This is a genomic window from Limosilactobacillus mucosae (assembly GCF_013423865.1).
Lineage (GTDB): Bacteria > Bacillota > Bacilli > Lactobacillales > Lactobacillaceae > Limosilactobacillus > Limosilactobacillus mucosae.
Genome location: NZ_CP058954.1, coordinates 1,027,743 through 1,040,460 on the forward strand (window position 1 = coordinate 1,027,743; position 12,718 = coordinate 1,040,460).

10 protein-coding genes are annotated in these 12,718 nt (G+C 48.4%); 2 read left to right on the plus strand and 8 right to left on the minus strand.

Annotated elements, in window-relative coordinates:
• Positions 1 to 5 precede the first annotated feature (5 nt).
• Positions 6 to 1,289, minus strand: a complete 1,284-nt coding sequence (locus H0G69_RS04950) for a homoserine dehydrogenase (RefSeq protein ID WP_180304272.1) — start codon at positions 1,287 to 1,289, stop codon at positions 6 to 8.
• A 130-nt stretch (positions 1,290 to 1,419) separates the two neighbouring features.
• On the opposite strand from H0G69_RS04950, the gene thrC reads away from it, so the two are divergent.
• Complete coding sequence (gene thrC / locus H0G69_RS04955) at positions 1,420 to 2,913, plus strand: threonine synthase (RefSeq protein ID WP_180304273.1); 1,494 nt, start codon at positions 1,420 to 1,422, stop codon at positions 2,911 to 2,913.
• Positions 2,914 to 3,382: 469 nt separating this feature from the next.
• Here thrC and H0G69_RS04960 read toward each other — a convergent pair whose 3' ends face one another.
• Positions 3,383 to 3,901: a hypothetical protein gene (locus H0G69_RS04960; protein WP_180304274.1), complete on the minus strand. Its 519-nt coding sequence runs from the start codon at positions 3,899 to 3,901 to the stop codon at positions 3,383 to 3,385.
• Positions 3,902 to 4,317: 416 nt separating this feature from the next.
• Between H0G69_RS04960 and H0G69_RS04965 the strand changes: the two genes are divergently transcribed.
• Positions 4,318 to 5,397 (plus strand): Ldh family oxidoreductase, encoded by a 1,080-nt coding sequence (locus tag H0G69_RS04965; protein WP_180304275.1) that lies wholly within the window; start codon positions 4,318 to 4,320, stop codon positions 5,395 to 5,397.
• 94 nt (positions 5,398 to 5,491) lie between these two features.
• Here H0G69_RS04965 and H0G69_RS04970 read toward each other — a convergent pair whose 3' ends face one another.
• The 6 genes from H0G69_RS04970 to pdhA form a co-directional block, all read right to left on the minus strand.
• Positions 5,492 to 6,616, minus strand: coding sequence for a GDSL-type esterase/lipase family protein (locus tag H0G69_RS04970; protein ID WP_180304276.1), 1,125 nt, complete (start codon positions 6,614 to 6,616; stop codon positions 5,492 to 5,494).
• 133 nt (positions 6,617 to 6,749) lie between these two features.
• Positions 6,750 to 7,769 (minus strand): lipoate--protein ligase, encoded by a 1,020-nt coding sequence (locus H0G69_RS04975; RefSeq protein ID WP_180304277.1) that lies wholly within the window; start codon positions 7,767 to 7,769, stop codon positions 6,750 to 6,752.
• Between the two features lie 27 nt (positions 7,770 to 7,796).
• Complete coding sequence (gene lpdA / locus H0G69_RS04980; RefSeq protein WP_006499816.1) at positions 7,797 to 9,200, minus strand: dihydrolipoyl dehydrogenase; 1,404 nt, start codon at positions 9,198 to 9,200, stop codon at positions 7,797 to 7,799.
• Positions 9,201 to 9,206: 6 nt separating this feature from the next.
• The gene (locus H0G69_RS04985) at positions 9,207 to 10,535 is read right to left on the minus strand and encodes a dihydrolipoamide acetyltransferase family protein (protein ID WP_180304278.1); all 1,329 of its coding nucleotides are present in this window, start codon (positions 10,533 to 10,535) and stop codon (positions 9,207 to 9,209) included.
• 18 nt (positions 10,536 to 10,553) lie between these two features.
• Entirely contained in the window at positions 10,554 to 11,531 is a 978-nt protein-coding gene (locus H0G69_RS04990) for an alpha-ketoacid dehydrogenase subunit beta (RefSeq protein ID WP_006499818.1), read from the minus strand.
• 2 nt (positions 11,532 to 11,533) lie between these two features.
• Complete coding sequence (gene pdhA, locus H0G69_RS04995; RefSeq protein WP_048344922.1) at positions 11,534 to 12,625, minus strand: pyruvate dehydrogenase (acetyl-transferring) E1 component subunit alpha; 1,092 nt, start codon at positions 12,623 to 12,625, stop codon at positions 11,534 to 11,536.
• Positions 12,626 to 12,718: the final 93 nt, after the last annotated feature.

Here is a 12,718-nt window from a genome sequence, read left to right on the forward strand (position 1 = left end):
TCCCCCTAGTTTTCCAAAACCTTGTAAGCCGCATTAAGCTTAATCGAGTCGGCCTGCTGCAGTTGTTTTTTGAGCTCAGCCAATTGACTTTGTGACAGCTCGTGCGTGATTACGGCTACATGAGCAATGCCTTCATCCTTAATTGGCGCCTGCACGATCTGACTGAAGCTGGCTTTAATGTCAGCCATGATTCGGGTAAATTTAAGCATCTGCCCAGAAACGTCCGGCATCGTCAATGAAAGATAGTAAGGGTAGCGCACGTTGTCGGGATCGGCCGGTACATACTCATTTTGATAAGTATTGAACGCATGGCCGCTGGTACCCATGATCAGATTCTTGACTTCTGAAGTAATATCACTCAAGACACTGTTGGCAGTTGGCAGACCACCGGCACCTGGCCCATAAAACAGCGTATCCCCAACAGCCTTGCCAGTAACCATCACGGCATTGAACTCATTGTTGATCGTTGCCAATGGATGATCTTCTGGAACCAGGGTTGGCGCTACATCAACAAACACGCCGCCATTGATGACCTTGGCTGAACCGACCAGCTTGATAACGTAGCCTAGTGACTCGGCTTGGCTGACGTCATAGGCATTCAGAGTATCAATTCCTTCTGTTTTGAAATCATCAATCTTAAGCTGTGTTCCAAAGGCAAAATAGCTCAGGATGATCATTTTATAAGCCGCGTCCTTACCCGTCACGTCGTTGGTTGGATCCGCCTCGGCAAACCCCAGCTCCTGTGCCTTCTTCAGTGCTTCTTCATAAGTCCAGTGCTTTTGATTCATCTGAGTCAGAATATAGTTGGTCGTACCATTAACGATTCCTTTGACCTCAAGAATATTATCAGCCGCAAAACTATTGACGATCGTGCGCAGAATCGGGATCCCGCCCGCCACGCTGGCTTCATACATCAGATCACAGTGATTTTCATAAGCCAGCGCTGCCAGTTCCGGACCATACGATGCAATCAGGTCTTTGTTGGCAGTTACCACGTTTTTATGTGCTCTTAACAGCTGTTCGATATACTCTTTGGCGGGATGGATTCCCCCAATCAGCTCAACCACGATCTGAATTTCTTCATCATTAAGCACATCTTCAAATTCAGTCGTCAGCTTGGTAACCGTGGCTGCGTTTTGATGCTTTTCTGGATGACGAACCACGACCGTCTTGACTGACAGTTCCCGACCAATAATATTACGAATCTTATTCTCATTGTTTTCAATCATTTCTAAAACGCCAGAGCCGACGGTACCCAGCCCCAGCATTCCCAGTTTGACAGTTTCCATAGTGCTGCTCCATTCTCGGTAGTTTTTAATTAAATTTTCATATTTATGATTGTAACATGGACTATCCATAGGCTACAATATTTAAAAGAATTCTACCAAACCACTACTGTATTAAGAATGGAGGATCACAATGAACTATCGCAGTACGCGTGGTAATGTTAAAGATGCATTAAAATCTAGTGACGCCGTTGTTCAAGGATTGGCTCCGGATGGCGGATTGTACGTTCCGGTTGACTTTCCCAAACCAGCGTACGATCTGGAAAAATTGATCCAACTGCCTTATCAGAAATTGGCACAGACGATTCTGCAATGGTTTTTTAACGACTATCCTGCAGAACAGCTGGCTGATGGCACAACCAAGGCCTACGCTGACCAATGGGATGACGATTCAATCGCACCATTGAGTAGACAAAAAGCCGGTTTTAACTATCTGGAGCTATATCATGGCCCGACCCTGGCTTTCAAGGATATTGCCCTGCAAATGCTGCCGCAGTTAATGACCAAAGCAATCAAGCTCAATGGTGTTGATCGCGACATCGTAATTCTGACTGCTACTTCTGGCGACACCGGCACGGCTTCTATGCGCGGTTTTTCCAATGTTGATGGCACGCAGGTAATCGTCTTTTATCCAGATGGCGGCGTCAGTCCAGTTCAGCTAAAGCAGATGCTGGGGCAGCCGGGGCAAAACCTTACCGCTGTGGCTGTTAAGGGTAATTTTGACGATGCCCAGACTCAAGTCAAGCAGATCTTTAACGACCAGGCCTTTAACCAGCGCTTGATCAACAATGGCTACCAGTTCTCCTCTGCCAACTCAATGAACATCGGCCGGCTGATTCCACAGGTTGTCTACTATTTCGCCGCTTATGGTCAGCTGGTGGAACAAGGCCAGATCAAACTTGGCGATGCAATCAACTTCACCGTGCCAACTGGGAACTTTGGCGACATTCTGGCCGGCTGGTACGCCAAGAAACTGGGGCTGCCAATCAAAAAGCTGATCTGTGCCTCAAATGAAAACAACGTCTTGACTGATTTCTTCACTACTGGCAGATATGATCGTCGGCGCGCCTTTCATCTAACCTCCGCGCCCGCCATGGATATCCTGGTTTCCAGCAACTTAGAACGGCTTTTGTTTGATGTTTATGATGAGGATGCTACCAGCGTTAAGGAATTAATGGAACGGCTACAAAATGATGGCTGGTACCAGATTACTGCTGCCGCCAAAGCCAAGCTGGATTCCGAATTTGCGGCTGGTTACGCTACGCAGAGCCAGGTCGCGGGTGAGATTAAATATGTCTATGAAACCAGCGGCTATTTGATTGATCCGCATACCGCTGTGGGATCATTTGTCGCTCGTCAATATCAAAAGAACAGTGATGATCAGACGCCAATGGTTATCGTTTCAACCGCCAGCCCGTATAAATTCCCAGAAACCGTCTATCATGCTTTGACCGGACAGGATACTCAACAGCAAGGTCTGCCAGCCATCAAGCAGCTGCATGATCTGGTTGGCGGTGAACTAACGGCTGGAGTCAAGGAACTGTTTGATCATCAGCCGCGCAAGGAATCAGTAATCGCACCTGATGATATGGAAAACTTGATTGCCCAGATCTTGAAATTGAAATAAACGTTTGCCCTGATTGGAGTTGCCTTCAATTGGGGCTTTTTATTGCTGCTGTAATCTATATACCATCGTCTTCGGAAAAAGACATCATAAATAGGTAAAGTTATATAAGCCGAAATATACACTTCCTACTCTTAGCTAAAAAGCCGTGCCAAGTAGGTAATTTATCTCCCAAATGTCGTTCAAGAATTGCTTTGCTTCACAAGGTTATCATTCACCACATTTCTAATCAGCGGCAACATCGCTAAACTTTAGTCGGCGATGTGAACCTTGATTAATTGATGGCTGTAGCCCTTTTGACAGGGTGTGGCAATAATTAATTGACAAAGAAAGGGCATTGGATTATTTTACTGAATTTTTTTGAGTTATTAGTTAAGGTAAATTTATACTGTTATATGAGAGGCTAATGCCTTGTAATTTAAAAGCGCCACCAAGCCTGCCTGCTTAGTGACGCTTAACTTATTGATTGATTTTATTTTTCCGACTTGGCCAGCTTGGCAATTGCCTGGACGGTCTGACGATCTTTAGCCGTACCGTAAAACTCAGCTTCTCGTCTGGCATTGAGCTGCTTGACCAATTCTCTGATCTCATGGTTTTGAGCCAGCTTGCGCGTTGGCAGCGGAATAAATGCATTGGCAGCGATAATAGCCATCACTACTCCAATGATCCGCGCGCCATAAAACGAAACGTTCAAAAACAAGATCGTTACCGCGGCCACGGCGAACAGTACCGTATTGAAGTACAGCGGCCAGTGCGGATTGTACCGCTGCTTTTGGCCCAGATTAAAATGCAGGTCATATTTTTCACAGGCCAGCTTGGCATAGGAATTCAATTTATTCCAATAAAAAGCCAAACCAACCAGCGCGAGCATCCCTAACAGATTCAGCAGATTTGCGCCAACTACACCGCGAATCCCCCAAAAGATCAGACCAGTTGCTAAAGTTGCGGCATACCCAGCCATGAAAGGATGTCGGACAGAAAATTTTTGCATTTTAGTGCCTCCCAGCTTTTAGTTAACTTTATTATAAAGCCCTTTCAAGATTTGAGCAAGCGTTTGCACAAAACAGCACCAGTTTTACCCTACTTAGATTAATTTAATTGCGCCGCTTGACAAATTAACGATCTGTTTCTAAAATTAGTTTATATTTAAATAATGAAAAGTTAGTGAGAATAGTAGCCGTCTTTTCTAATCTTAGCGAGCGTGGTCTGGTGCAAGCACGCATTGGCAGACGCGGCGAAATGAACTCATTGTTAAATGGAACGGGTGCAAGCTACGTCCCCGGCTGATTACCGTTATCAATCATGGAGGTCATTGTTATGCAATGACAAACCAAGGTGGTACAGCGAACACAAACGCCCTTGAGCAGCCGGCTCAGGGGCGTTTTTTTAATGAAAGGATGAAAGAATATGCGAATCAACGCGGAAGATGAACGCAGCTATCTACAGAACGTTTTTGATAAATTAGGCTTTCGAAAAGAGGATGGCGCCTTAATTGCTGATACGCTGGTTGACGCTGACCTGCGTGGAATCTCCTCACACGGGATCCAAAGACTATACTGGTATCGCAGCATGATCAATGACGGCATCATCGTACCTCAAAATCATGCCAAAGTTTTAAAAGAGCTGCCCGGCGCCGTTTTAGTCGATGCCAACCAAAACATGGGGCATCTGGCAGCCAGTCTGGCAATGGATAAAGTAATTGAAAAGGCTAAGCAGATTGGGGTCGGCATCGGGGTCGTTCGCAACTCCAACCACTTCGGCATTGCCGGCTATTACGTTCGTAAAGCACTGGCTGCGGGGCTGGCTGGGATTGCCCTGACCAACACGCGGCCGCTGGTAGTCCCAACCAATGCCACTGAAGCATTTCTAGGATCGAATGCCTTTGCGTTTGGCTTCCCGGCCTCACCGCATCCCTTCATTTTTGACGGAGCTACTTCCGTGGTTGCTGGCGGCAAGATTCAGCTAGCGGACAAAAAAGGCATTGAGCTGCCCGGTGACTGGGTCGTTGACAAGAATCGTCAAGTCGTCAAGGATCCCAAAGAAGCTGAGAGCATCCTGGCAACCGCGGCCTTTGAAGAAGAACAAAAAGGCGGCGGCCTCTTGACGCTGGGCGGCACTGAGATCAACTCCAACTACAAGGGCATGGGCAACTCGATTGTCGTTGAGATTCTGACCGGTATTTTGGCACAAGGATCCATTTCAGCCGACACCAACACAGGCAAGCACGACTTTAGCCAGTTTGTCTTTGCGTTTGATCCAGCCTTCTTTGGTGACGTTGAAACGCTTAAAGCCAACGCAACCAGCATGCTTGACCGAATTCGTCATCTTAACCATGTTCCTGGCAAGACAATCTGGGTCCCTGGTGATCGTGAATACAAGAACTATGCCAATAATCAAAAACAAGGCGTTGACATTGATGCCAAGACGATTGAACAAATGCAGGAAATTGCTGCTGACTTACAGATTGAGATGCCCGCTGAAGTTTAGGATAAAAAACAAAGCCGCCACGGAATTTACCGTGACGGCTTTTATGATGCCCTCAAATCGTTATGACCAGCGGCAATAAAATCAGCTGTAGCCATTAAAATCTTTTATCATAACCAAGCTGGCTTAGTTTTTGCATGATTGCCTGTGCTGCAACCATTCCCCCAGCCGCATTCAAGTGCAGATGATCGCCAAAATCATAAATTTCTTTAAGACCGCCATCGTTGCCGAGCAGCCACGGATCAAGATCAACGACCCACTCAAACCGCCGCAGTTCCTGGTTGATCAAAAGCCGCCGCTGCTGAGCATCAAGCAGTATGTTTTCCTGTTGTGGAGCCACATGCGGTGAAAATGGCGGAATCGTTGTCAGAATCAATGGACACCGCCGATCATCCAAGATTTGCTTTAGTTGACTGACCCCGGCTAGATATTGCCCCGGTGTTACCAGTTCATGAGCCGACTGACCGTCAATCAGCGGCAAAACCAGATCATTGCTGCCAATCAAGGCAACAATTGGATGCGGGTGCGGATCGGTTGACTGAGCGGCTCTTTTGATCAGCGACTGACCAAAAGTCTGATACAGTGGACCATCTTGCGGGGCATCATGCAGCAGCCGATTGCCGGAGATGCCCGTATTGACTACTACAGCCTGATTTAAAAGCTGCTTAATCAGCCCTGTCTCAATCATTCCCGTTTCTGCCAGGGAATCGCCGGTCAGCTCAATAATGGGTGTTTTTTTATCCGTCCAAACCTCTAAACAGCTGATGCAGAACCAGCCTTTGCGTGCCTGCCAGTTATGCGGCAAATGCGGCGCAGCGTTCTTAGTTCCTGCCATGATCGCGTTATAAAACGTTTCGTCATAGACACAGCTGAAATCGGCATAGGTCTGTTTTTGCAACGCCCGCATTCTAAAATAAAGCGGCTGGCCGGCAATGACTTCAAACGGCAGCGCGTCCGTATGCACTGCCCCGTTGCCGACAATGGCAATCTGCTTTTGCTTGCCGCGAGTAATTGACTTTGCATCGCTCATCTTTTCATCATGGCTGACGGTAAACTCATCAAAAAGCAGCGCCGTATGATTAAACCGGTTCTGCAGGATCAAGCGCAGACCGCTGCCGTCGACTTGAGGCGTAATCTTGATCAATAAAGTGAGTTCCTTCATCTTAAAAGGCAGCGCGCTGAAATCATGAGTCAAGCGGCTGCTGGCGATCTGCCATCCCATCTGGCCACCTTCTTTCTAGTCTTAATGTCATAAAAAAGGCCGACGCTGTAATACGCCGGTCTTTTACCTGCTGACCAATGACTGCCTTTCACCGCTTTAAGGCGTTCAAAACAGTCGCTGGGTGCTGGAAATTTTAATGCTGCTTGGTCAGCAGATTGATAACGGCCTCGGGATCAATCCCAACAAAGTAGCGTTTCAGATCAAGTTTGGCCAGTGCCTGCTGCATGGCATCCTGATCATAAGGCTGCCCGATCAAGGCGTTTTGGACATCAGCTACGTCACCGGTACCAAAGAAATCGCCATAGATCTTCAAGTCATTGATGCGACCATCTTCAACCAGGAAACGGGCATCAATGGTTCCGCCATCGAAATGCTGCCGTTTTTTTACTGAGAACTTTGGTGACTTGCCATATACCCAGTCCCAATTATCGTAGTAGCGTTTTTCCAATTCAGAAATCGCTGCTTCATCTTCAGGCGTCAGCTGATATTCAAACTGCTTGGCCTCTTCGATCGAATCGACATGCCAGATGCGTTTGATCAATTCATCTCTAAACTGCTGCGTCGTCAGATTCTGAAATTCTGGCTTGAGATATGGCTTAACGTTGGTAACGCGCGCCCGTACCGATTTGATACCTTTTGACTCGATTTTGTCTTTCGGGACGTGCAATGCAGAAGCAACCGCGCTGGTATCAACGTCATACATCAGCGTCCCGTGTGAAAAGGTCCGGCCGTTGCGCGTGTACATGGCATTACCAGAAAACTTCTTGCCATCAATTACAATGTCGTTGCGTCCAGTGGTTTCAGCCCCGGTTGCGCCCATGTCATGCAGTGCATCAACGATTGGCTTAACCAGGTTCTTAAAGTCGCCGAATCGAATCTCATCGGCAGGAACGACAAAGCTAAAGCACATGTTGCCCAGATCTTGATACATCGCACCGCCACCCGACAGACGCCGCGTAATCGTAATGTCATGTTCACGACAGTACTCGGCGTTGATTTCTTCCATCGTGTTTTGATTGCGTCCCACGATAATGCAAGGCTTTTCGATATAAAACAGCATAAATGGCAGCTTCATCTTGTCGCTGTTCATCAGATACTGCTCAGTTGCCAGATTGCGACGGATATCCTCACTAGGCATTGCTAAATATTGCATTCGACACCACTGTTCCCTTCATCCAATTTAAATATTGGTTGGCATTCCAAGGCCGACATCGGCAGCATCCATCAATGTCTCTGAAAGAGTTGGGTGCGGATGAATCGTCAATGCAATGTCATCAATCTCATTTCCTGATTCGATTGCCAAAGTCAGCTCACTGATCAGATCAGAAGCATCCGGCCCCACGATCTGAGCACCGACCATGACATGCGTGTCCTTCATAAATACCAGCCGAACAAAGCCTTCCGTTGCCTTCATGGATACGGCCCGACCATTAGCCATGAATGGGAACTTGGCAGTCTTGACGTCCAATCCCTTTTCTTTTGCCTCAGATTCAGTCAGACCCGTCGTGGCAATCTCATTGTCAAGATAGCAGACCGCTGGCATTGCGTGGTAGTCGACGGTTGTTGGCTTGCCAGAGATTGCTTCGGCAGCAACCTTGCCTTCATAGCTGGCCTTATGTGCCAAAGCTGCTCCGGCAACGATATCGCCAATTGCGAAGATATTCTTGACGCTGGTCCGACCCTGGGCATCTACTTCAATTAAGCCGCGTTTGTCAAGCTTGATACCGGCTTGTTCAAGGCCCATGTCTTTAGTATTGGGACGCCGACCAACCGAAACAACGACATAATCGGCATCTACAGTATGTTCTTGGTCACCAACGGCATAGGTAACCTTGACGCCATCTGCGGTTTGCTCAGCCTGCTTGGCCATCGCATTGGTAATTACGTCAATTCCCTTGGCCTTAAAGTCTTTGAGCGCAACCTTGACCAAGTCTGGCTCATAGTTGCCCAGAATTGACTTGGTACCTTCCAGAATCGTAACGTGGGCACCAAAGTTGGCATAAGCATTGGCCAGTTCGCTGCCAATGTAGCCGCCGCCAATGATGACCAATTCTTTTGGTACTTCTTTTAATGCCAATGCACCCGTTGAATCCAGAACGCGGCCTTCAAACTTAAAGCCAGGAATCTCAATTGGATGACTGCCCATTGCCAGAATCAAGTGCTTGAACGTATAGGTTTGACCATGCTGACCGCTGATAACCCGCAGACTGTGATCATTTTTAAGGTAGGCCGTTCCGTTGATTACATCAATCTTGTGTTCCTTGAACAAGAAGCCAACCCCATTGGTCATACGCTTAACGACGCTGTTCTTAAATGCCTGAACCTTTTCAAAATCGAGCTTGGCATCAGCAACTTCAATGCCTTGATCGGCTGAATTTTTGGCAGTTTGGTAGTTATGACCAACCTGAATCAAGGCTTTTGATGGGATACAGCCGACATTTAAGCAGACCCCGCCAAGATAGGTACTTTCAACAACGGCAACCTTTTGTCCCATTTCAGCAGCGTGAACGGCAGCAACATAACCGCCAGGGCCCGCACCAACAACAATGGTATCCAAATCAATTGCAAAATCACCAACAACCATGTCTGATCACCCTTCCATCAATAACAGTTCTGGATCACTCAATAATTCCTTGAGCCGGTTCATTGCCCGTTGTGCCGTACCACCATCAATTACTCGGTGATCGCAGGCCAGCGACAGCTTCAAGACCTTGGCAACCTTGATTTCGTGATCAACAACGACTGGTTCTTCAACAATGCGTCCCATACCCAGGATGGCTACTTCCGGCCAGTTGATGATTGGCGTAAAGAAGCCGCCGCCAATTGAGCCGATATTGGTGATCGACATGCCAGTGTGGCTCATGTCATCGCCAGAAAGCTTGCCTTCCTTAGCCTTTTCGGTATTGGCGCTGATTTGACGCGCAATGTCAAACAGACTCATAGAATCAGCATGCTTAACGTTTGGTACGAACAAACCGCGATCCGTGTCCGTAGCAATACCAACGTTGATGTAGTCACGGTAGACGATCTTTTGGTCAGCCATGTCCACCATCGAGTTAAAGATTGGGTATTCCTTCATGATTACGGCCAGCGCCTTGGTCAGGTAGGCCATAAACGTCAGGTGAACGCCATGCTCTTTAGCCAGTTCCTTGTACTTCTTGCGGTGATCCCAAAGCTTGTCAACCACCACGTCATCAAAGACATGAATCATTGGAATCTGCTGTACGGAACGGATCATTGCCTTAGCTGTCGCCTTGCGAACTGGTGTCATCTTCTCGTCGTGCAATGGCCATTCAGCGGAACCCTTTGGCAGTGCTGGCTGTTCAATGGCAACCGCACCTGCCGTTTGAGGAGCTTCTTGTTCGGCAGCTGGGGCAGCCTTGGTACCACCAGCCAAGAAGGCGTCAACATCAGTCTTTAGAATCTGGCCATGACGACCGGTTCCGGCAATCTGAGCCAGGTCAGCACCTTTTTCACGTGCATAGCGACGTACGGCTGGCATTGCCAGGACTGGCAGGGAGTGGTCGGCAGCACTAGGAGCAGCCACTGGAGCAGGAGCGGCTGGCGCTGATGCTGGGGCAGCTGAAGCAGTGCTTGGCGCTGGTGCGGCACTTGGCTCCGGAGCATCACTGGCATCGCTTTCCGCTTCGGCACTGGCATCAACATTACCTTGACCATCAGCTACCTCAAATTCGATCAGCACTTGGCCAACCGTAACATCGTCGCCCTTTTCAAAATTGATTTTGGTTACCTTGCCATCGACTGGTGATGGAATTTCAGAGGTTGACTTGTCGTTTTCGATTTCAACCATATCGGCGTCTTTTTGAATGGTGTCGCCAACCTTAACGTGCCATTCGCCAATCGTGCCTTCTGCCATCCCTTCACCAAGTTCTGGCATTTTGAATTCATATTTGCTCATTGATCTTCCACCTCGCGATTAAAAGTTGACGGTTTCCTTGACCTTGTCAACGATATCTTGCTTGTTAGGCAGCCATACTTCTTCCGCATCACTGAATGGATATGGCGTGTCTGGAGCAGCTACCCGCGCAATTGGTGCATCCAGGTACAAAATGCCTTTTTCGCCGATCAGCGAGGCTACCTGACCACCAACGCCGGCTTGCTTTTGAGCTTCTTGAACCAATACGACGCGGCCCGTCTTCTTAACGGATTCCAGAATCGTATCTTCATCAAGCGGTGCCAGCGTACGCAGGTCAACAACTTCAGCGTTGATGCCTTCTTTTGCCAGTTCATCGGCAGCTGCCAGACTTTCTTGAACCATGTAGCCGTACGTAATAATTGATACGTCAGTACCTTCGCGCTTGACGGCTGCCTTGTCCAATGGAACGGTGTAGGCTTCGTCAGGCACTTCTTCTTTGATCGAACGGTAAAGCTTCATGTGTTCACAGAAGAAGACCGGATCATCAGAGCGGATTGCCGAGATCAGAAGTCCCTTGGCGTCATAAGGACCACTTGGCGCAACCACGCGCAGCCCAGGAACCTGAGTCAGCAGGCCTTCAAAACTGTCTGAGTGCAGTTCTGGCGTGTGCACCCCACCACCAAATGGAGCCCGCACCGTGATTGGGAACTTGCGCGTGCCACCCATCCGGAAGCGGTAGCGCGCCATCTGACCAGCCAGTTCATCAAAGGCTTCGTAGATAAAGCCCATAAACTGCAATTCTGGTACGGGACGGAAGCCTTCCAGCGCCATCCCGTTAGCCAGTCCGATAATGCCGGATTCAGCCAGCGGCGTGTCGAATACGCGATCATTGCCATATTTTTCCTGCAGGCCATCAGTTGCTCGGAAGACACCACCGTTTTTACCAACGTCTTCACCAAAGATCATTACCTTGTCATCATGAGCAAGCTCTTCATCCATAGCAGCCGTGATTGCCTTGATCATTGTCATCTTAGCCATGATTACTTAGCCTCCTTTGCTTGGTAAGCATCCAGCTCTTTTTGAATTGCTGGCGGCGTAACCACATATTCGTTTTGCATCAGTTCGGTAACGGTCTGCGTTGGCTGTGATTCAACTTCCTGCATAGCGTCATCGACTTCCTTGTTGGCTGCTTCAACGCAGGCCTTTTCTTGGTCTTCATCCCAAAGGCCCTTGCTCTCTAAGAACTTGCGCATCCGAATCAGTGGATCCTTCTTCAGCCAGATATCTTCTTCATCTTCGGAACGGTAGCGGCGTGGCACGTCACCAGCAGTCGTGTGTGGTCCATAGCGGTAGCACAGCGTTTCGATCAGTACGGGACCATTGCCGGCCGTGATCCAGTCACGAGCCTGCTTGGCAACGCTGTAGACGGCCAAGGCATCCATCCCATCAACCTGCAGTCCAGGAATCCCGCTGGCAACGGCCTTTTGAGCCAAGGTTGGCGCTGCCGTCTGAGCCTTTCTTGGAACTGAGATTGCGTACAGGTTGTTTTGTACAAAGAACAGTGCTGGTGCTTTAAAGGCACTGGCAAAGTTGACCCCTTCATAAAAGTCACCCTGTGAGGTACCACCATCACCAGTGTAGGTGTAGGCAACGTTCTTGGCACCCTTCTTCTTCAGACCAAGTGCCACACCGGCCGTCTGAGCATATTGGGCACCGATGATGATCTGAGGCGGAACGGCATTTAATTCTTCAGGGTACTTGTTGCCGTTAACGTGACCCTTGCTCCACAAGAATCCCTTCCACATTGGCAGACCGTGCTTAACCAACTGTGGCACGTCACGATAGCCGCCGAGCAGAAAGTCATCCTTGCTCATTGCGAAGTTGGAACCCATTTGACTGGCTTCCTCACCGGCAGTTGGGGCAAAGAATCCCAACCGACCTTGCCGACAAAGCTTCATAGTACGGTCGCCCAATACCCGCGACCAAACCATCTGCTTAAACAGTTCAACCAACTCTTCATCACTCAGGTCAGGCATCAAATCGGGGTTGACGACTTTGCCATCTTCGTCCAGAACTTGAAGCGGCTTGATTTCGGGGTTATGTTTCAGCTCCTCAAAATCTAACTTTTTCATCTAGAACAACCTCCTTTAATAAACAATAATGAAACGCTTACACTTATAGTTTTATAACATTTTTTTGAAAAATCAAGCCTTTTTTCGAAAAAA

Bases quoted from the DNA above. Each gene is read 5' to 3' on its own strand.
- H0G69_RS04965 (WP_180304275.1), top strand. From the start codon at position 4,318: ATGCGAATCAACGCGGAAGATGAACGCAGCTATCTACAGAACGTTTTT.
- thrC (WP_180304273.1), top strand. From the start codon at position 1,420: ATGAACTATCGCAGTACGCGTGGTAATGTTAAAGATGCATTAAAATCT.
- H0G69_RS04975 (WP_180304277.1), bottom strand. From the start codon at position 7,769: ATGCAATATTTAGCAATGCCTAGTGAGGATATCCGTCGCAATCTGGCA.
- H0G69_RS04960 (WP_180304274.1), bottom strand. From the start codon at position 3,901: ATGCAAAAATTTTCTGTCCGACATCCTTTCATGGCTGGGTATGCCGCA.
- H0G69_RS04950 (WP_180304272.1), bottom strand. From the start codon at position 1,289: ATGGAAACTGTCAAACTGGGAATGCTGGGGCTGGGTACCGTCGGCTCT.
- H0G69_RS04990 (WP_006499818.1), bottom strand. From the start codon at position 11,531: ATGGCTAAGATGACAATGATCAAGGCAATCACGGCTGCTATGGATGAA.
- pdhA (WP_048344922.1), bottom strand. From the start codon at position 12,625: ATGAAAAAGTTAGATTTTGAGGAGCTGAAACATAACCCCGAAATCAAG.
- lpdA (WP_006499816.1), bottom strand. From the start codon at position 9,200: ATGGTTGTTGGTGATTTTGCAATTGATTTGGATACCATTGTTGTTGGT.
- H0G69_RS04970 (WP_180304276.1), bottom strand. From the start codon at position 6,616: ATGGGATGGCAGATCGCCAGCAGCCGCTTGACTCATGATTTCAGCGCG.
- H0G69_RS04985 (WP_180304278.1), bottom strand. From the start codon at position 10,535: ATGAGCAAATATGAATTCAAAATGCCAGAACTTGGTGAAGGGATGGCA.